Here is a 19100-nt window from a genome sequence, read left to right as displayed (position 1 = left end):
GAACATGGACATGGCAAGTAAGAGCATGAGCAAGCGTCTAAAAACACAACAGTGTCAATTCGCAGGTCGCTACAGCGACAAATCGGCCGCCTGGGGCAGGCCTGTGAATCTGTTGAAATCTGGTAGGCGGTATTGGAATCGAACCAACGACCTCTTGCATGTCAAGCAAGCGCTCTAACCATCTGAGCTAACCGCCTAAAGAGCCTGAAATCATAGCACGCGTTTGGCGTGACGCACCACTTCACTTCCTAGAGGCTTTCAAAACCCCGGGCACATCGGCCATCAAACCCAGCGCCCGCTTTAGTTTGGCGCTGTTGGCCAACTGCACGGTGAATCGCATCTGCGCCAGATCACCCACCGAGCGCGTGCTCACCGCGATGACGTTGATCCGCTCCTTGGTCAGCACGTCTGAGATGTCTCGCAGAAGCCCCTGTCTGTCGTTGGCACTCACCTCCAGATCGACGGGGTAGAGGGCTTCGTTCTCGCTTTGCCCCGACCAGGTGACTGCGATGACGCGCTCGGGATGTTGACGGGCGATGTTGCGGAAATTCTGGCAACTCGCCCGGTGAACCGTCACCCCCTTCTCTCGCGTGACAAAGCCGCCGATGGCATCGGGCGGTGCGGGTTTGCAGCAAGGCGCCAGTTGCGTGAGCAACGATCCCATGCCCACCACCAAGACCTGACCGCTCTGCTTCCTGGGCGTCGTGCTGCTGGGCGGAGCGACAGGCTCCTCCACCACCGGCGCATTGGGGTCTGCTCGCAGATAGGCCTCGATCTGGCGCTGCGAAAACTCGTCCTTGCCGACACGCTCGAACAACTCGTCGGCCGAGCGAAAGCCCAGCCCCTCGGCCAGGCTCTGCAGGTTGAAACTGGTCTTGCCTTCGCGCTGCAGCAGGCGTTCGACCTGCCCCCGGCCCTTAGCGATGGTCTGTTCCTGGGCAAGCTGGTTGAACCAGGCGCGCACCTTGGCACGGGCCCGCGGGCTTCGTAGATACCCAAGCTCGGGATTGAGCCAGTCTCGCGACGGTCCGCCTTCCTTGGCCGCGACGATTTCCACGGTCTGACCGCTGCGCAAGGGCGTGGTCAGCGGAATCAGGGCGCCATCGACACGAGCGCCGCGGCAGCGATGGCCCAGGTCGGTATGCAGCGCATAGGCAAAGTCCACCGGCGTGGAGCCCTTGGACAGCTCGACGATGCGCGCCTGCGGCGTGAGGACGAAGATGCGGTCGTCTGCGTCCGGGTCGGTCGCCAACTCGCGTGAAGCTCCGGCGGGCGGAGTCGTGTCGGCACTGGCGAGCTCCTGCTGGAGCGCGAGCAGTTGTCGAGCCAGAGCAATGCGCGACTGATAGTCACCCGCCTGCGCCTGCCCCTGGTAGCCCTTGGCGCCCGCCTCTTTGTAGGCCCAGTGCGCCGCGCTGCCTTGTTCGGCGTGCGCGTGCATGGCGGCCGTCCGGATCTGGATCTCGAAGATCTGTCCAGACTCCGTTCGCACCACTGTATGCAGAGACTGATACCCGTTGGGCTTCGGTTTGGCAATGTAGTCGTCGAATTCGTCGGGCAGCGACGACCACATGGCGTGCACCACGCTCAGGGCTGCGTAGCAGGCGCTGACGTCCTGCACGATGATGCGCAGGGCGCGCAGGTCCATCACCTGGTCGAAGCGCAGTTGCTTGCCCTGCATCTTTCGCCAGATGCTGTAGATGTGCTTGGGACGCCCCACCACCTCCGCCTCGATGCGCTGGCGGCGCAATTCGGCTTGGAGCATGGCGATCGCTGCGCTGATGCCCTGCTCGCGCTCGACACGCCGCTCATCGAGCTTGCGTGCGATGTCCTTATAGACCTCCGGCTGGAGCAGGCGGAAGGAGAGATCTTCCAGCTCCCACTTGACTTGCCAAATGCCGAGACGGTTGGCCAGAGGTGCATAGACCTCCATGCTCTCAGCGAGAAACGCGCCGGGCGCCGGCTGCTTGGTGCGGGTGAAATACCTGAGAGACTGCAGACGCGACGCGAGGCGCAATAGCGCGACCCGCAGATCTCGGGAAAAGCCGAGCAGCAAACGACGAACCAGCTCGATGTGGCGGCGCCGCAGCTCGGCCTCGTCTGGGCCGCCCCGCGCCATGCGCGACACCTCGACCAGCTTGCGCGTCTCCACCGCCAATGCCGCAAGCGGCTCGCCGAAATGCTTGCGCAGCTGATCCTGCGGATGGGCCAACTGAGGCACCACCAAGTTGAGATAGGCCGCGGCCTGCGCGTCGGCGTCCGCGCCCATTTCGCACAGGATAGTCCTCACACCGTCGGCATGTTCGAGCGCCGACTCGCCGGTTTCCAGCACGACCTTGTCGATGAGGGCAAGCGAGTAGGCACGCGCCTGAGCGATGCGGGGATCTACCGGCGTCGATTCAGAGACGCGCGCAGACTCGGAAAGGCTCGGGCTCACGACAGCAGGAAATCGCGGATCAGATCGACCTGGTTCGGCTGCACCAGCGTCGGCGCATGCCCAACGCCGGCAAGCTCGACCACACGGGCTTTCGGCCCACGCTGCGTCATAACCTGAGCCGTCTGCGGATGGAGGATGTCCGAATCTTCCCCCCTCAACACCAGGGTCGGCGCTTTGATCTGGTCGTAGGCCTGCCAGAGGGCGACTTCACCGGCGGCAACGGCCTGCGCCGTGGCGGCCGAGAAGGGCTGGGCAAGCGCGGGGTCGTAGTGCAGGCGCCAGCCATGGCCGTCGGGGCGCAGCATCGGGCGGGTCAGTGCCATCCACTGTTCGTCGGTGTGCGGGCCGAAGCCCTCCGAAATCTCGCGCAGAGAATCGGCAGCCTGCTCCGGGGTGTCGAAACGCATCTGTCGTCCCACATAACTAGCGATGCGCATCAGACCCCGAGGGTCCAGGGCGGGCCCGACATCGTTGAGCACGAGACGGTCGATGGGACTGTTGGGCATGCCGGCCAGAGCGATGCCGATGAGCCCCCCCAGGGAGGTGCCGACCCAGGCGAGACGGCGCGCATTCAGACGGGCCAGCAGCGTCACCACATCGGCGAGGTATTGCGGCACCTGATACAGCGCGGGGTTGCTCAACCATTCAGACTCGCCGCGCCCCGGCAAATCCGGGCACACCACGCGGCGCTCTGCCTGAAGGGCTTGCGCGAGAACATCGAAATCGCGTCCCTGTCGCGTCAAGCCATGGACGCAGACCACCACATCGTCACACTGCGGCGAGCCCCATTCCCAGTAGGCCATTCGGTGCAGGCCACCCGGATGCAGGCATTGCACAGTGCAGAGACGGGGCTGACGATCCACGATGTTCAGAGCTGGAATTCACAACGGATAGGGCATCATACTGAGTGATCCCAGCGAACCCACGCGCGCTGCATGAAGCCTGAGTCGAATGGCGGCGCCTGAGCTGAAGCGATCGCCGGCAGGCAGGCGGCAATCTGGCAAACCGCGCTCAGCGGTTCTTCAGGGCTGCGAAGTATGCAGCGATACGTCCGATGCGGCCTGTGCGTGATGCGCCATGCCCTGGATTTGCTGTCGCAGGACTTCGCGATCATGCAGCGTGAGCAGATGGGACTTGACCGGTGTCGATGAGGTCGGGCTGAGGAAGTGCGATGCCGCAAGCTGTTTGCCGCCCGGATTGCCGTTCGTAGCCTGAGACAGGTTGGTCTCCACGGGCGCAGGCTGTCTTGGCGTCCGATCCGGCGTCAGTGCGGCAGACGCCGCCACCTGGGCCATCGAGACGACAAGGCTGGCGCTGAGCAGAAAAGAGACGGGGAATCGAGGCAAGGGCGTATCCAAAGTTTGCAATTGAAATTATCGAATCGAACGAGCCCGAATGACCCGACTCTCGCAGTAAACTCTGTAACAAGCCTTTAGCTGACATATCGCTGCAAGGAAGGTCGGCAGACAGGTCTGCCTTGTTTTCATTCAGGAATGACGCCTCTATGGACCACGAAAAACCGAAGAAGCTGATGGTCGTCGACGACGACGCGCGCATCCGCGACCTGTTGCGTCGCTATCTCTCGCAGGAGGGCTATGAGGTCTTCGTCGCCGAAGACTCCAAGGCGATGTCGCGCATCATGGTGAAGGAGCGTTTCGACTTGATCGTGCTCGACCTGATGCTCCCCGGAGAAGACGGCCTGTCCATCTGCAAGCGTCTACGCGCATCCAAGGACCAGACCCCCATCATCATGCTGACCGCCAAGGGGGAAGACGTCGACCGCATCATCGGTCTGGAGGTCGGTGCCGACGATTACCTGCCCAAGCCGTTCAACCCGCGCGAACTGCTCGCCCGCATCAGCGCGGTGCTGCGTCGACAGCCCTCCCCCGAGCTTCCCGGTGCGCCGTCGCGCGAAGATGAAACCGTGCTCTTCGGCCCCTTCAGCCTCGACCTGGCGCGGCGCGAACTGAGCAAGAACGGCGAAGCCATCAGCCTGACCACGGGCGAGTTCGCCATGCTCAAGGCGCTGGTGCGCCATCCCCGCCAACCGCTTTCGCGCGATCGTCTGGCCGAACTGGCTCGCGGCCGCGACTACGAAGCCTTCGACCGCAGCCTCGATGTGGCCATCTCGCGCTTGCGCAAGATCATCGAAACCGATCCGGCGCATCCGCGGTACATCCAGACGGTCTGGGGCGTGGGCTATGTCTTCGTCCCCGACAACGCCGAGGGCTGAGACCAGCGGCGGTGACGACGCCCCCGCCGCGGCAACCGCCCCCGGCGGCGGCCGCAAGCTGCGCCCGATACACTGGCTCCGCGGTCTTTTCGGCCGCCTGTACTGGCGCACCTTCCTGCTCATCGTGCTGCTGGTCAGCGCCAGCCTGGCGACCTGGTTCCAGAGCTTTCGCCTGCTCGAACTCGGGCCTCAGGTCGAGCAGACCTCGCGCCAGATCACCAGTCTCATCGACCTCACGCGGCTGGCGCTGATTCACTCCGACCCGCAATACCGGGTCTCCCTGCTCGACGATCTGGCCAAAAAGGAAGGCATCTACATCTACCCGCGCAACGCTGGCGATGCGTGGACGCCGATGAATCACACCGAGTTCACCAAGCGGCTCGAAACCGCCGTCGACACCCGGCTGAACGAACAGCTCGATTTCGCCGACGTGGTGAACGACCGTCCCGGACTGTGGATCGGCTTCCAGATCGAGGGTGACCCCTATTGGCTGCTGCTCGATCGTTCCCGCATCGACCCCTCGCTGAGCGAGACCTGGGCCACATGGGGTGCCATCGCCACGCTGCTGGCCCTGATCGGCGCGGCGGTCATCGCCAGTTTTGTCAACAAGCCGCTGCGCGACCTGCGCCTGGCAACAGCCCGGGTCGGTGCTGGTAATTACTCGCAGATGCTCGACGAAGTGTCCGGCATGCGTGAAATCCGCGAGGTCAACCGCGGCTTCAACCGCATGGCCCGCAGTCTTCAGGAAGTGGAAGAAGAACGCGCGCTGATGCTGGCCGGCATTTCACACGACATCCGCACGCCGCTGGCCCGCCTGAGGCTGGAGGCCGAGTTGAGTGTGCCCGACGAGCAGGCGCGTGAACACATCATCGACGACATCGAGCAGGCCGACCGCATCATCAGCAAGTTCCTCGAATACGCCCGAAGCACGACGCCCAAGCTGGAATCGGTCGATCTCAATGCCCTGATCGACTTCATCCGCGACCGCTATCAGAAAGACGAGACCGTGGTGCTGCGCTTGCAGACACCGCCAGTCCCGCCCGTGAAGGCCAACACCCTTGAGCTGCAACGCGTCGTGGTCAATCTGGTGGAAAACGCCAAGCGCTATGCCTTGACGCCCGGCGAAGTGCACACCGATCTGGACATCAGCCTTCAGCCCGGTATCGATTCGGTGCTGCTGACGGTGCGCGACCACGGCCCCGGCGTGCCCGACGAACAGCTGGCGCAGCTCACCCGCCCGTTCTTCCGCGGCGATGCCGCCAGAACCTCGGCCAAAGGCACCGGCCTGGGTCTGTCCATCGTCGAGAAAACCATCACAGCCATGGGTGGGCGGCTGGAGCTGCGAAACGCCGCGCCTAGCGGCCTGCAAGTGCAGATCTGGTTGCCACTCGAAGGCAGCGCATCCATCTGATCGCGCGGTCGGCACGAGTTTTCACGATTTCTAGTCTGTTCGGGACGGCTGCGTTGCGTCGGCGGCCGCCAGCTCCAGCAACAGCCGCACCCGCAGCTTCACGGCGCTCAGACCGTCGTCATCCCCGCCTCTGACGGGGCCGACGCGGGATGCCACCTTGACGGCCACGCCTCGGGCCTCGGCCTCCTGCAGCGCAGCTTCGAGTTCGCGGTTCACCGTACCGCCTCCCGTCCCCGCGATCACCAGGCCACGCAGGGGCGGCTGAAGGCTGCGACTTTCAAGCAGGCTTCGCACGACGGCGCCATCGACCCCGGCCGCATTCATCAGCAGCTCCACCCGAGGCCAGCAGTCTTTCGCCGGCAGGGCGAAGGGCGCACCAGCCTCAGGGGGCACCTTGCGCCAGAGTCTGAGTTCCTGGCCGTCGATTTCTCCGATAGGCCCGCGCTCGCCCGACGAGAACGCCTCAATGGCATGCGTGCTGACTTTGGCGACATCGTGGGCTGCATGCACCACGCCGTGCAGCACGCACACCACGCCGATGTGCCGGGCATCCGGGTCGAGCGCAACGCGCACAGCATCGAGCAGATTCTGCGGGCCGTCGGCGTTCAGCGCGGTCGCAGGGCGCATCGCCGCTGTCAGCACGACCGGCTTGTCCGGGGGCACCACCAGACTCAGAAAATACGCCGTTTCTTCCAGGCTATCGGTACCGTGGGTGATGACGCAGGCCCGAATCTGCGGCTGCGCCAGCCAGTGCATCACGCGCTCGGCCAGGCGGGTCCAGACCGCAAAGCTCATGTCCTTGCTGTCCACATTCGCGACCTGCTCGGTCTGCATCTGCGCGATGTCGCCCAGCGCAGGCACGGCCTGGATCAAGGCGTCGACCCCCAGAACCCCTGCGGTGTAGCCGGGCAGACTGGGGTCGCCGGTAGCCGTACCCGCGATGGTGCCGCCCGTGCCCAGAACGGCGATCTGCGGCAAGAAACGCGTGGAAGATGGAGCCATCATGTCGGAAATGCTTTGCGGATAAGCTGTTTTGATTTACAGTGCTGTAAAAATCATCAAGCTGGAAGCCCGATCAGGATTTGCAAGGTGAAGCACATCGAGTCGCTACCCACCCATGTTGGACGTCTGATCGCGCTGCCGAATCATTGTGCTACTGCCGGAGCCTACGCATGCGTCAACTCGTCTCCAAGCTCACCCCGCGCCAGCAGGAAATCCTCGATCTCATCACCGCCTCGGTGCGCGAACTCGGTTACCCGCCCACCAGGGCCGAAATCGCGGCCAAACTCGGTTTTCGCTCGGCCAATGCCGCCGAAGATCATCTGCAGGCCCTGGCGCGCAAAGGCGTGATCGAGTTGACGCCGGGCGCTTCGCGCGGCATCCGCATCACCGAGCCCTCACGCGAGCGCGCCTCGGGTGTCGGCAGGGGCTCGGCGGTGTCGAGCTTGCGCCACGGGCTGCAACTCGCCCTGCCGGGCGCAGAACAGCTTTGTCTGCCGCTGATCGGCCGCGTCGCCGCGGGGCATCCCATCCTGGCGCAAGAGCACATCGAGCAAACGTTGAACCTCGACCCATCCGCCTTCTTGGTTCGCCCCGATTACCTGCTCAAGGTGCGTGGCATGAGCATGCGCGACGCTGGCATTCTCGATGGCGACATGCTCGCCGTGAAAAGCAGCCAGACGGCGCAAAACGGCCAGATCGTGGTCGCCCGCATCGGCGATGAGGTCACGGTCAAGCGCCTGAAGACCCATACCGATCACATCGAACTTCTTCCAGCCAATCCCGACTTCGCGCCCATCCGGGTCGATGCCGATCAGCCCTTCGCCATAGAAGGGCTGGCCGTTGGCCTGCTTCGGGGTGCCTTGCAATAAAGAAGGCGCGTCCTCAGGCGGCGACCGACTGCCGGCGCGACTTCCACCATCCCCATACCGCGGGCAGCAGCGAAACCACGATGATGCCGATGGTCATTAGCCCCAAGTTGTGCTTGATCCACGGGATGTTGCCAAACAGATAGCCCGCCATGACCAGCAGGCCCACCCAGAGCGTGGCCCCGAGAACGTTGTAGGCCAGGAACTTGCCGTAAGACATCTCGGCGACCCCCGCAACAAAAGGGGCGAAAGTGCGGATGAAGGGCATGAACCGCGCCGCGACGATGGTGATGCCGCCATATTTTTCGTAGAAGGCGTGCGCCTTGTCGAACGCCCTGCGGTTGAACCACCGCGAGTCGGGCCAGGCGAAAACCTTGTGGCCGATGGCCTTGCCGATCTGGTAATTCAGACTGTCTCCCAAGATGGCGCCCAGCCAGAGCACGGCCATGACGCCCGGCAGGCTCAATGCGCCGGAGGCGGCAAACGCACCCACCACGAACAACATCGAATCGCCCGGCAGGAAGGGCATGATGACCAACCCGGTCTCGACAAAGACGATACCGAAGAGCAGCCCATAGACCCAGGGACCATAAACCGCAATGAACTGGGCCAGATGCACATCGAAGTGCAGGATGAGATCGACAAGCGCGTGCAGTTCCATAGGGCAAGACAACGGTGGGGTGGAAGAGGATTGCGGGGCGTGCTCACGCCCGAACGCCGAATAATGCAGGCCTCGACTGAGCGGAAAATGAGCTACCTGAGGCTGAGGAGCGTCGCTGCTGCCTTCTTCTGCGCAGCGGCGAAAAAAGAGCGAAAAGTATACTCAGCCGATTTGACGCCCCACGCCCGTGCGCCCCGCACCGGCAACGCCTCCCGCCTTGCTGCAACCCCAACGCCCGATTCGTCCCCTGCCGGACGTGCTCATCAGCCAGATCGCCGCTGGCGAAGTCATCGAGCGTCCGGCGTCTGCCCTGCGCGAGCTGCTCGACAACGCCATCGACGCCGGAGCCCGCGCCATCACCGTGCGGCTGGAACAAGGCGGCATGGGCTACGTTCAGGTCGAAGATGACGGCTGCGGCATTCCCGCCGAAGAACTGCCCCTGGCCCTGCTGCGCCACGCCACCAGCAAGATTGCCGATCTCGACGAACTGCATCATGCGGCGCATCTCGGCTTCCGCGGCGAGGCGCTCGCGGCCATGGCGGCCGTCGCCGAGATCGAGATCATCAGCCGTCGCGCCGGGCACGATGGCGCCCGCATTCAGGCCAGCGCAGGTCAGCTCGGGCCGGTGCAGCCCACGGCCGCGCAGCCTGGAACGCGCGTGACCCTGCGGCAGTTGTTCTTCAACCTGCCGGCTCGCCGAAAATTTCTCAAATCGCCGCAGACCGAGTACGCCTGGTGTGCCGACGTGTTCAAGCGCGCCGCCATCGCGCACCCGCATCTTGCGCTGCGCTTGTGGCACGACGGGCAACTCAAGCTGCAGTTCGACCGCGATCCTTCGCCTCATGGCCTGGACCGCCTGGCTGCGGTGCTGGGCGAGTCGTTCAGTGCGCATGCCCTGCCCCTGACGGCTCAGATCGGGCCGCTCACCGTGCGCGGCCTGGTCTGCAAGCCCACGGCCGCCCGGGCGCGCGCGGACGTGCAGCACATCATCGTGAACAACCGCTGGGTGCGCGACCGCACCGTGGCCCACGGAGTGCGCGCCGCCTATGCCGACGTGCTGCATGGTGCGCTGCAGCCGCAGTACGCCCTGTTGATCGACCTGCCGTCAGAGCTGGTGGATGTGAATGTGCACCCGGCCAAGTCCGAGGTTCGGTTCCGGGACAGTTCCGCCGTCCATCAGGCCGTGCGCCATGCCGTCGAAAAAGTGCTGGCCAGGGCCGTGGGCGACCTTGCTCTGCTCGCGCCCCATCAGGCTGACGCCGTCGCGGCGCCGACTCAGTATCCGGCCACAGCCGCTCTGCCTTTCAGACGCGAGGGCGCGAATCTGCCCCCCTGGGACTCGCTCGCGCGGGCCTACGCGCCTCTGCCCGCTGCCGAGGCACAGCCGTCTTCGCCGCTGCAGGCCCGCGATGCGGCTGCGCCCGCCAACTACATCCCCTCCTCCTCGTCCGTGTCGCCCGAGCCGCACGCCGACGACTTTCCGCTCGGTTTCGCCCTGGCTCAGTTGCTCGGCATCTACATCCTGGCGCAGAACCGCCATGGCCTGGTCATCGTGGACATGCACGCCGCACACGAGCGCATCGTGTACGAGCGCCTGAAGGCCGCAGAGCCGGGGGACACCGCCGTGGCCGTGCAGCCCCTGCTCATCCCCGCCGCCTTCGCCGCCACCGACGCCGAGATCGGCGCCGCCCAAGATCACGCCGACACCTTGCGCTCGCTCGGCATCGAGCTCGACCAGGCCGGGCCGGGCAGCCTGGTGGTGCGCGCCACGCCCACCCTGCTGGCCCACGCCGACCCGATTCGACTGGCCAGGGGCGTGCTCGCCGATCTGGTCATGCAGGGCACCAGCGACCGTCTCCAAGAGCGGCGCAACGCCCTGCTCGCCAGCATGGCGTGTCATGGCGCCATTCGCGCGAACCGCCAGCTCACCCTCGCCGAGATGAACGCCCTGCTGCGCGACATGGAGCGCACCGAGCGCGCCGACCAATGCAACCACGGCCGCCCCACCTGGCGTCAGATCGGCCTGGCCGATCTCGACGCGCTGTTTCTGCGCGGACGATGAAGGCGCCGCCGCAAGCCGACCAGCCGGTACTATGCATCGCCGGGCCGACCGCCAGCGGCAAGACCGCAGCAGCCCTGCAGATCGCAGAGCAGGCCCGGCGCCAGGGCGAATCCGTCGAGCTGATCAGCATGGACTCGGCGCTGGTGTATCGCGGCATGAACATTGGCACGGCCAAGCCCAGTCTTGAGGAGCGCGCGCAGGTGCCGCACCATCTGCTCGACATCCTCGATCCCGCGCAGCCCTACAGCGCAGCGCAGTTCGCCGCCGATGCGCGCCGCCTGATCGACGACATCCGCCGCCGCGGCGCCCGGCCGGTGATCGTCGGCGGCACCATGCTTTACCTCAAGGCGCTGCAATCCGGCCTGGCAGAACTGCCCCAGGCCGACCCCACTGTGCGCGCCGAGATCGACGCCGAGGCGGCGCGGCTCGGTTGGCCCGCGCTGCATGTCCGCCTGGCCGAGGTCGATCCCGTCACCGCCGCAAGGCTCGCGCCCCATGATGCCCAGCGCATCCAGCGCGCGCTGGAAGTGTGGCGACTCAGCGGCAAGCCCCTCTCCGCCCATTTCGCCGACGGCCCGTCTGCGCAGCCGCCGCAAGCCCCATCGGGCGGCCCGCCCCTGCGCCTGCTGTCGCTCGAACCCTCGGACCGCGGCGTGCTGCATGAGCGCATCGCGCGGCGTTTCGATCAGATGCTGGCCGCGGGCTTTCTCGACGAAGTGCAAAGCCTGCGTCAGCGCGGCGACCTCAGCCCCGCCCTGCCCTCGATCCGTGCCGTGGGCTATCGCCAGGCCTGGCAATTTCTCGACGGCTCCATCGACGCCGCGCAGTTCCGCGATCAGGCCATCGCCGCCACCCGCCAGCTCGCCAAGCGCCAGATCACCTGGCTGCGCTCCATGCCCCAGCGCGAGATTCACGACTGCCTCAAGCCCCTGCAGATTCAAGTTTTCTGACGCGGCGCCGTTAATGGGACTGTAAAGCCCATTTGACCCCGCCCGTTCGTGACTCCGTTCCAACCACCCCAACAGTCCGCCCAGGAAGCCCACCCGGCCGTCTCGCCTGAAGACGCGCATCCGCTGTCCGGCTTCGGGCTTGTCTTCCAGCTCAGCCAGCGCTCGGGGCAACTGCAGTTCACCCAGGCCAGCGAGTCGGCACAAATGGTCTGCGGGCTGAGCGCGCAGGCGCTGCTGAAATCGAGCAGCGCCTTTGTCGGGCGGCTGCATGCGGCCGATCAGCCCGATTTTCAGGCCTCGCTGCAAGCCAGCGCCCTGCATCTCGAGCCGTGGAACTGGGAAGGCCGCATCCTCACCGAAGGTGAGATCAAGTGGATCAATATTCGCGCCGCGGTGAAGCGCCTGGATGCGGGTCATGTGCAGTGGAACGGCATCATGATCAACATCAGCCATGCGCGCCGCCGCGAATCCGACCTGCGCGACATGGCCGCCCACATGGAGCGCGCCCGTGAGCAGGAGCGCGCCCGCCTCGCCCGTGACCTGCACGACGAACTCGGGCAACTGCTGACCGCGCTGAAAATGGACATCAGCCTGCTGCGACGGCGCCTCGGCCCCGACGACGCCCAGCTCAACAGCATGAGCAGCCTGGTGGACGCAGCCACGGCTGCCGGCCGCCGCGTGGCGGCGCAACTGCGCCCTGCCGTGCTCGATCTCGGGCTGACCGAAGGCCTGCTCTGGCTCGCCGAAGAATTCACCAAGCGCTACGACATACCCGTGACGCATCAGATCGAGGCCGTCGGCGAACTCGACGACCTCACGGCCATGCAGATTTTTCGCATCGCCCAGGAAGCCTTCACCAACATCGCCCGCCACGCGCAGGCCAAATCGGTACGGCTGACCGTGAGCCGCACGCCCGGTCTGATCGCGCTGGACATCGCCGACGACGGCCTCGGCTTCACGCCGCAGACGCAAAGCAGCGTTCCGTCCTTCGGCCTGCGCGGCATGCGCGAGCGCGCCCACCTGCTCGGCGGCACGCTCGACTGCGCCAGTCTGCCCAACCACGGCACCACCCTGCGTCTGCGCGTTCCCTGCGCCGAGCAGCATGAAGACGATATGCCCGACGCTGCCGCAAGCCGGGCCTTGTCCTGATCCGAGCATGGACGCGGCGCGCATCCTCATCGTCGACGACCACGCCCTCGTGGGTGCGGGGCTGGCGCGCATGCTCGAAGCCGAGGGCTTGCAGCCGCACTGGTGCGGCGACGCCGCTTCGGCGCTCGACGCCCTGCGTCAATCTTCGTGGCACGCGGTGCTGCTCGATGTCTCCATGCCGGGCAATGATGGCCTGGACCTGCTCAAGCGCATCAAGACCACCCACGCACAGCTTCCCGTGCTGATGCTGAGCATGCACGGCGAGCACCTGTTCGCGCTACGGGCTCTGCGAGGCGGCGCTGCGGGCTACCTCACCAAAGACAGCGCCCCGGACATTCTGGTCGATGCCATTCGCACCGTAACCCAGGGCAAGCGCTATCTCACCCCGCCAGTCGCCGAGCAACTGGCCCATCACTTTCAGGATGGCGCCGCGTCCGACGCCTCGGCACACGAGGCGCTGAGCGACCGCGAGCTGCAAGTGCTGCGGCGCATCGGCGCAGGGCGCACTGTGGGCGAAGTCGCGCAGGAGCTGCACCTGAGCGTCAAGACCATCAGCGCGCACAAGACCCGTCTGATGCAGAAGATGGGCCTCACCCGCGACGCCGAACTGGTGCGCTACGTCCTCGACCATGACTTGCTGTGAGACATGTTTCAGGCGTCAGCATTTTCCGACAACGAACTGCGGCTTCGTCTGAGTCGTCGCCACGCCGCTGACCGATGGTCGCAAGCCGGTCGCTCTTCAACAATGCCAGCACCTTTCTCCCAATCTTCGAGAGCAGATTCATGCAACTGATGGTGGTCGACGATTCCTCGCTGGTGCGCGAGCGCCTGGCAAACCTGCTCTGTGGCATCGCGGGCGTACAAGCCGTGCTGCAAGCCGACAGCGGCAAGCAGGCACTGGATCTCCTGCGTGACGACACCTCGGGTGCGGTGCGCTTCATCGTGCTCGACATCGAGATGCCCGGCGAGAACGGGCTGCAGTTGCTCCAGCGCATCAAGTCCAGTCGGCGCGACATCTGCATCGCGATGTTCACCCAGCACGCCAACTCGCAGCATCGCGCGCGCAGCCTCGACGGCGGCGCCGATTTCTTCTTCGACAAGAGCTCCGACATCGATCGGCTCGAAACCATCGTGCGCCAGCTGGCCGCGCAGCCTCACTGAACCCACCCTGACTCCGCACTGGACCTCGCCATGACCCAAGCCGCGATCGAACCCCAAACCCCTCAGCAAACCGACGCCGCTCAGCAGATCGACAGTCTGTGCGCCCAGGCGCTCCCGGTGCTCGGCCAGCAGATCGACGCCGGACGCGCGCAGATGGAAACGGCCATCCTGGCGCTGAGCCAGCGCTTCTCCAGTCTGCACAGCCGCCTGGAGAACGCCGTCAAGGCCTCGCAGCAGGCGGCTGCCGGCATGGACGGCGGCGAAGGCGTGGTGGCCGTGTTCCAGCGCAGCGAGGGCGAACTCGGCGCGGTGCTCGAGCAGTTGCGCGCGGCGCTGGACAAGCGTGCGGCCATGGTCGGCGAAGTGCTGGGCATGTCGCGCTACACCGATGCGCTGGAGAAGATGGCCGCCGAGGTGGCCTCACTCGCCGCCAAGACCAATCTGCTCGCCCTCAACGCGGCCATCGAAGCCGCCCGTGCGGGTGAGAACGGTCGCGGCTTTGCCGTCGTAGCCGACGAGGTGCGCAAGCTCTCGGCGCAATCGCGCGATACCGGCCGCAAGATGGGCGAGCAGGTGAAGATCATCACCGGCGCAATTCAAACCTTGACGCGCTCGGCCGAGCAATCGCAGAACGAGGAACAGCAGTTCCTTACCCGCTCCGAATCATCCATCGATCAGGTGCTGGGTCGCTTGCGCGACGTGGCCACGGGGCTATCGGAATCTTCCGATCTGCTGCAGCGCGAGAGCGGCGGCATCCGGGAGGAGATCGGCGACGTGCTCGTCTCCCTGCAATTCCAGGACCGGGTCAGCCAGATTCTCACCCACACCCGCGACAGCCTCGACACTCTGGTGGTCGAACTGCAGGGCTATCGGTCCCGCCGCGCCGCCAACCCCGATGCCGCACTTGACGCGCCCGCGTTCATGCAACGCATCGCCAACGGCTACACCACGCAGGAACAGCGCCTCAATCACGATGGACAGACCACGGTCGTTGCCCAGGACGGCGGCGACATCACCTTTTTCTGAAACAGCCAAGTCTCAGCCTCTCGTTCAACTCCTTTTTTTGCACATAGCCATGGCCAAAACCATTCTCATCGTCGACGACTCCGCCTCGCTGCGCCAGGTGGTCAACATCGCCCTCGCCAGCGCGGGCTACGAGGTCATCGAAGCCTGCGACGGCGTGGACGCGCTGACCAAGCTCGACGGTCGCAAGATCCACCTCATCATCAGCGACGTGAACATGCCCAATATGGACGGCATCACCCTGGTCAAGGAGATCAAGCAGAAGCCCGACTACAAGTTCACGCCCATCATCATGCTCACCACCGAGAGCCAGGATGACATGAAGTCGAAGGGTCAGGCCGCCGGCGCCCGCGCCTGGGTGGTCAAGCCCTTCCAGCCCGCGCAGATGCTGGCCGCCGTATCCAAACTCATCGCGCCCTGATCGCGCCCAACGTCCGAGCAGGAGACCTCCGTGGACATCCTCGAACACCAAGCCGGCCCGGCTTGCAGCGTGGTGCTGCAGGGGGCGCTGGACATCTACGCCGCAGCCGACGTGCGCACCCGCCTGGCCGAGCTGATCGCCCGGCATCCGCTGGTCGAGCTGCAGTTGGCCGCCGTCGACGAGATCGACACCGCGGGCGTGCAAATCCTCCTGGCGGCCAAGCAGCAGGCCAGCAATCTGGAACACAGCCTCAAGCTCAGCGCCCACAGCCCGGCCGTCATCGACGCGCTCGAACTCTGCGGTCTGCTGGCCTATTTCGGCGATCCGGTGGTCGAGTTCGGCCACACCCCATCCCCCAAGGAGCACGCATGAGTTTCGAGCAACAGATGCAGCAGGCCATGCGTTCCTTCATCGTCGAGGCGCAGGAACTGCTCGAAGGCATGGAACACGGCCTGATGGAATTGGACCAGCCCCAGGGCGATCCGGCTGCGCAGGACGATGGCGAGCGCATCAATGCCCTGTTCCGCGCGGCCCACACCATCAAGGGCTCGGCCGGTCTGTTCGGCCTCGACGGCATCGTGCGCTTCACCCATCACCTCGAAAGCGTGCTCGACCAGATGCGCGCCGACAAGCTCGCCGCCAGCCCCGAGCTGGTGGCGCTGCTGCTGCAGGGACGCGACCATCTGGCGCAACTGATCGATCAGGTCGACAGCCAAGGCTCGTGCATCAGCGACACGCCGCAGGAACAGGCACTGGTCGCCCGACTGCAGGCCGCGCAGCAGGCCGAAGGGGGCGCGCTGGTGGTCGCCGCGGAGGCGGTCGTTCCCGCGGCACCGGCAGCCGACGGCGTGCCGCCCGTCACCGTCCTGGCGCATGGATCTGCCCTGACGGCGTCCTGGCATCTGTCGCTGCGCTTCGGGCCCGACAGCCTGCGCAACGGCATGGACCCGCTGGCCTTCATCCGCTATCTGCGCGGCCTGGGCGAGATCGTCGGGCTCGTGACCCTGACCGACGCCCTGCCCCCGCTGGACGTGATGGACGCCGAAACCAGCTACCTCGGCTTCGAGATCAACTTCAAGAGCGAGGCCAGCAAGGAAGACATTGCCGCGGTGTTCGAGTTCGTGCAGGAAGACAGCATCGTCCGCATCCTGCCCGCGCACAGCCGCATTGCCGATTATGTGGAACTGATCCGCACCCTGCCCGAAGACGACCTGCGACTCGGAGACATCCTGGTGCAGATCGGCACGCTCACGCAGAAGGAACTCGCCGACGCGCTGAGCACCCAGCAGGACGCCCAGGCGACGGGCTCCCCGGCCGCGCCGCTGGGCGAGATCCTGGTTCGCGAAGGCGCGACGCATCAGCCCATCGTGCAGGCTGCGCTCGACAAGCAAAAACAGGTCAAGGACAAACGCAGCCGCGACAGCCAGATGCTGCGCGTGGCCGCCGACAAGCTCGATGCCCTGATCAACCTCGTGGGCGAACTGGTCATCGCCAGTGCAGGCAACGCGCTGCATGCTCAAAATGCGACGCAGACCGAGGCGGCCGCGCAGGTCACCCGTCTGGTCGAGGACATCCGCGAACGCGCGCTGAAGCTGCGCATGGTCGAAATCGGTGAAACCTTTGCCCGCTTCCAGCGCGTGGTACGCGACGTGTCGCGCGAGCTCGGCAAAGACATCGCCCTGGTCATCGAGGGCGCTGACACCGAGATGGACAAGACCCTGGTGGAGCGCATCGCCGATCCGCTGATGCATCTGGTGCGCAATTCCATGGACCACGGCATCGAGTCCCCCGACATTCGCGTCGCTCGCGGCAAACCGGCTCAGGGCACGCTCAAGCTCGCCGCCCGGCACGACTCGGGCAGCATTCTCATCACCGTGGCGGATGACGGCGGCGGCCTGAACCGCGAGCGCATCCTGGCCAAAGCCATCGAGCGCGGCCTGGTCACGCCCGAAAGCGCCGCCGCGCTGCCCGACGCCGAGGTCTGGACCCTGATTTTCGAGCCCGGCTTCTCCACGGCCGATGCCATCACCGACCTTTCAGGACGCGGCGTGGGCATGGACGTGGTCAAACGCAATATCGAAGCCATTCGCGGCAGCATCGACATCCAGAGCAGCGCGGGCGCAGGCACGCAGATGCACCTGCGTCTGCCCCTGACGCTGGCCATCATCGACGGCTTCCTGGTGCAGGCCGCAGAGCGCACCTTCGTGCTCCCGCTCGACGCCGTGATCGAGTGCATGGAATTTCAGCCCGGGCAGCCGCAGCAGGGCTACATCAACCTGCGCGGCGAGGTGCTGCCGTTGCTGCATCTCTCTCAGGCGCTGGGTTTGCCGACTTCGGGCGACGAAGCCGGAAATACCCGCCGCAACGTCGTGGTGGCGCAGATCGGCGGCCAGCGTGCAGGCATCGTCGTCGATGCGCTGCTCGGTGAATACCAGACCGTCATCAAGCCCCTGGGAGCCCTGTTCGCGCATCTGCAGGGCATCAGCGGCTCCACCATTCTGGGCAACGGCGAAGTGGCGCTCATTCTCGATGCCGCCACCCTCATCGGTCGCGCCAGCCGCACCGCACAAGGTCGCTCGGCTCCCGCGCTGACCCATTGACCGCCCCTCACTTCGAGAAACTCCCCATGTTCAACAACCTCCGCATCGGCAAGCGCCTCGGCCTCGCATTTGGCCTGCTGATCGTGCTTCTTCTTGCCAACGCCGGTTTCGGCCTCTACGAAGCCTCGCGCATGCACGATCACATGACGACCGTGGTGCAGAACCGGCTGGCCAAGGAGCGCGCCGTCGTCACCATCGCCACCAGCAACCAGAACACCTCCCGGGTCGTGCTGCGCAGCCTGCTCTCGCAGAAGTTCGGCGATGCTGACAAGGCCACGCTCGCCGAGCAGCGCGCAAACACAGACAACGCCTTCAAGACCCTAGCCTCCCTGCACCCCACACCCCAGCTCCAGAGCCGCCTCGACGCGCTGCGTGCCAGCATCATCCACGGCCGGGAGGCGCAGCAGGCAGCCATCGCGGCCATGGAGCAAAACAACTTCGGCACCGCCGCGGCCGACTATCTCAAGTCAGGCCTCGTCGCCTCGCGGCAGGTCCGCAAGGAAACCGCCGCCATCGAGCAGATGCTGCACGAGCAGACCGACGCACTTTATGCCCAGAGTGTGGCCGACTATGCCAAGGCCCGAAACGCCAGTCTGGCCCTGGCCTCCATCGCTTTGTTGCTCGCGGTCGCAGCCGCGCTGCTCATCACCCGCTCCATCACCCGCCCCTTGAGCGAAGCCGTGCACGTGGCGCAGCGGGTGGCCGAAGGCGATCTGTCGGTGCGAGTAGTGTCCGTATCCAAGGATGAGACCGGTCAGCTGCTCGCCGCCATGGGGCAGATGGTGGCGCAGCTCACCTCGGTCATCGGTTCGGTGCGTTCATCGGCCGAGCAACTGCTCTCGGCCTCCACCCAGGTCTCGGCCACGTCGCAGAGCCTGTCGCAGTCGTCTTCGGAGCAGGCGGCTTCGGTGGAGGAAACTTCGGCCACGCTGGAGCAGGCCACGGCGTCGATCCGCCAGAACGCGGACAACGCGCGCTTGACGGATGCGATGGCGCAGCAGGCGGCCTCGCAAGCCTCCGAAGGCGGGGCCGCGGTGCAGGGCACGGTCTCGGCGATGCAGAGTATTGCCGAGCGCATCTCGATCATCGATGACATCGCGTATCAGACGAACATGCTGGCGCTG

The 19100-nt window shown here is 65.5% G+C and carries 18 protein-coding genes and 1 tRNA gene; 13 read left to right on the top strand and 6 right to left on the bottom strand.

Features of this window, described 5'->3' with window-relative positions; translation table 11 throughout:
- Positions 1-120 precede the first annotated feature (120 nt).
- The 4 genes from ASC45_RS11125 to ASC45_RS11110 form a co-directional block, all read right to left on the bottom strand.
- Positions 121-197 (bottom strand) — tRNA-Val (locus ASC45_RS11125).
- Positions 198-241: 44 nt separating this feature from the next.
- Complete coding sequence (locus tag ASC45_RS11120) at positions 242-2437, bottom strand: RelA/SpoT family protein (RefSeq protein ID WP_055451120.1); 2196 nt, start codon at positions 2435-2437, stop codon at positions 242-244.
- Positions 2434-3300, bottom strand: a complete 867-nt coding sequence (locus ASC45_RS11115) for an alpha/beta fold hydrolase (RefSeq protein ID WP_055451119.1) — start codon at positions 3298-3300, stop codon at positions 2434-2436. Before ASC45_RS11115 ends, ASC45_RS11120 begins: the two co-directional genes overlap by 4 nt.
- Positions 3301-3459: 159 nt before the next feature.
- Positions 3460-3783, bottom strand: coding sequence for a transglutaminase (locus tag ASC45_RS11110; RefSeq protein WP_245610034.1), 324 nt, complete (start codon positions 3781-3783; stop codon positions 3460-3462).
- Positions 3784-3941: 158 nt separating this feature from the next.
- Between ASC45_RS11110 and ompR the strand changes: the two genes are divergently transcribed.
- Both ompR and ASC45_RS11100 read left to right on the top strand, forming a co-directional pair.
- The gene (ompR, locus tag ASC45_RS11105; protein WP_055451117.1) at positions 3942-4670 is read left to right on the top strand and encodes an osmolarity response regulator transcription factor OmpR; all 729 of its coding nucleotides are present in this window, start codon (positions 3942-3944) and stop codon (positions 4668-4670) included.
- Positions 4639-6081 carry a sensor histidine kinase gene (locus tag ASC45_RS11100; RefSeq protein ID WP_245610033.1) on the top strand — a complete coding sequence of 481 codons (1443 nt, stop codon included), beginning with the start codon at positions 4639-4641 and terminating at the stop codon, positions 6079-6081. The genes ompR and ASC45_RS11100 overlap by 32 nt, the downstream gene beginning before the upstream one ends.
- Before the next feature lie 30 nt (positions 6082-6111).
- Here the strand turns inward: ASC45_RS11100 and ASC45_RS11095 are convergent, their stop codons facing one another.
- Positions 6112-7086: an asparaginase gene (locus tag ASC45_RS11095; protein WP_055451116.1), complete on the bottom strand. Its 975-nt coding sequence runs from the start codon at positions 7084-7086 to the stop codon at positions 6112-6114.
- Between the two features lie 167 nt (positions 7087-7253).
- Here ASC45_RS11095 and lexA point away from each other — a divergent pair, with 167 nt between their 5' ends.
- Complete coding sequence (gene lexA, locus ASC45_RS11090; RefSeq protein ID WP_055451115.1) at positions 7254-7952, top strand: transcriptional repressor LexA; 699 nt, start codon at positions 7254-7256, stop codon at positions 7950-7952.
- A gap of 13 nt (positions 7953-7965) precedes the next feature.
- Here lexA and ASC45_RS11085 read toward each other — a convergent pair whose 3' ends face one another.
- Positions 7966-8610: a DedA family protein gene (locus ASC45_RS11085; protein ID WP_055451114.1), complete on the bottom strand. Its 645-nt coding sequence runs from the start codon at positions 8608-8610 to the stop codon at positions 7966-7968.
- A 220-nt stretch (positions 8611-8830) separates the two neighbouring features.
- Here ASC45_RS11085 and mutL point away from each other — a divergent pair, with 220 nt between their 5' ends.
- The 10 genes from mutL to ASC45_RS11035 all read left to right on the top strand — a co-directional run.
- The gene (mutL, locus tag ASC45_RS11080) at positions 8831-10672 is read left to right on the top strand and encodes a DNA mismatch repair endonuclease MutL (RefSeq protein ID WP_174514718.1); all 1842 of its coding nucleotides are present in this window, start codon (positions 8831-8833) and stop codon (positions 10670-10672) included.
- Positions 10669-11622 (top strand): tRNA (adenosine(37)-N6)-dimethylallyltransferase MiaA, encoded by a 954-nt coding sequence (gene miaA, locus ASC45_RS11075; protein WP_055451112.1) that lies wholly within the window; start codon positions 10669-10671, stop codon positions 11620-11622. Before mutL ends, miaA begins: the two co-directional genes overlap by 4 nt.
- Positions 11623-11670: 48 nt before the next feature.
- On the top strand, positions 11671-12771 hold the full coding sequence (locus tag ASC45_RS11070; RefSeq protein ID WP_141655779.1) for a sensor histidine kinase: 1101 nt from the start codon (positions 11671-11673) through the stop codon (positions 12769-12771).
- Between the two features lie 7 nt (positions 12772-12778).
- On the top strand, positions 12779-13414 hold the full coding sequence (locus ASC45_RS11065) for a response regulator (protein WP_055451111.1): 636 nt from the start codon (positions 12779-12781) through the stop codon (positions 13412-13414).
- Between the two features lie 140 nt (positions 13415-13554).
- Entirely contained in the window at positions 13555-13932 is a 378-nt protein-coding gene (locus ASC45_RS11060) for a response regulator (RefSeq protein WP_055451246.1), read from the top strand.
- 30 nt (positions 13933-13962) lie between these two features.
- Positions 13963-14958 carry a methyl-accepting chemotaxis protein gene (locus ASC45_RS11055; protein WP_055451110.1) on the top strand — a complete coding sequence of 332 codons (996 nt, stop codon included), beginning with the start codon at positions 13963-13965 and terminating at the stop codon, positions 14956-14958.
- Between the two features lie 49 nt (positions 14959-15007).
- Positions 15008-15376 carry a response regulator gene (locus ASC45_RS11050; protein ID WP_055451109.1) on the top strand — a complete coding sequence of 123 codons (369 nt, stop codon included), beginning with the start codon at positions 15008-15010 and terminating at the stop codon, positions 15374-15376.
- A 30-nt stretch (positions 15377-15406) separates the two neighbouring features.
- Positions 15407-15748, top strand: coding sequence for an STAS domain-containing protein (locus ASC45_RS11045; protein ID WP_055451108.1), 342 nt, complete (start codon positions 15407-15409; stop codon positions 15746-15748).
- On the top strand, positions 15745-17976 hold the full coding sequence (locus ASC45_RS11040; protein WP_055451107.1) for a chemotaxis protein CheA: 2232 nt from the start codon (positions 15745-15747) through the stop codon (positions 17974-17976). Before ASC45_RS11045 ends, ASC45_RS11040 begins: the two co-directional genes overlap by 4 nt.
- Positions 17977-18002: 26 nt before the next feature.
- On the top strand, positions 18003-19100 hold a 1098-nt coding region (locus ASC45_RS11035; RefSeq protein ID WP_055451106.1), incomplete at its 3' end, for a methyl-accepting chemotaxis protein.

Source organism: Thiomonas bhubaneswarensis (assembly GCF_001418255.1).
Classification (GTDB): domain Bacteria; phylum Pseudomonadota; class Gammaproteobacteria; order Burkholderiales; family Burkholderiaceae_C; genus Thiomonas; species Thiomonas bhubaneswarensis.
The sequence above is the reverse complement of the archived record's forward strand: the minus strand, read 5'-3'. Positions and strand labels throughout refer to the sequence as shown.

Coding starts and splice junctions, on each gene's coding strand:
- ASC45_RS11050 (WP_055451109.1), top strand. CDS start 15,008: ATGGCCAAAACCATTCTCATCGTCGACGACTCCGCCTCGCTGCGCCAG.
- ASC45_RS11055 (WP_055451110.1), top strand. CDS start 13,963: ATGACCCAAGCCGCGATCGAACCCCAAACCCCTCAGCAAACCGACGCC.
- ASC45_RS11085 (WP_055451114.1), bottom strand. CDS start 8,610: ATGGAACTGCACGCGCTTGTCGATCTCATCCTGCACTTCGATGTGCAT.
- ASC45_RS11060 (WP_055451246.1), top strand. CDS start 13,555: ATGCAACTGATGGTGGTCGACGATTCCTCGCTGGTGCGCGAGCGCCTG.
- miaA (WP_055451112.1), top strand. CDS start 10,669: ATGAAGGCGCCGCCGCAAGCCGACCAGCCGGTACTATGCATCGCCGGG.
- lexA (WP_055451115.1), top strand. CDS start 7,254: ATGCGTCAACTCGTCTCCAAGCTCACCCCGCGCCAGCAGGAAATCCTC.
- ompR (WP_055451117.1), top strand. CDS start 3,942: ATGGACCACGAAAAACCGAAGAAGCTGATGGTCGTCGACGACGACGCG.
- ASC45_RS11065 (WP_055451111.1), top strand. CDS start 12,779: ATGGACGCGGCGCGCATCCTCATCGTCGACGACCACGCCCTCGTGGGT.
- ASC45_RS11040 (WP_055451107.1), top strand. CDS start 15,745: ATGAGTTTCGAGCAACAGATGCAGCAGGCCATGCGTTCCTTCATCGTC.
- ASC45_RS11100 (WP_245610033.1), top strand. CDS start 4,639: ATGTCTTCGTCCCCGACAACGCCGAGGGCTGAGACCAGCGGCGGTGAC.
- ASC45_RS11095 (WP_055451116.1), bottom strand. CDS start 7,086: ATGATGGCTCCATCTTCCACGCGTTTCTTGCCGCAGATCGCCGTTCTG.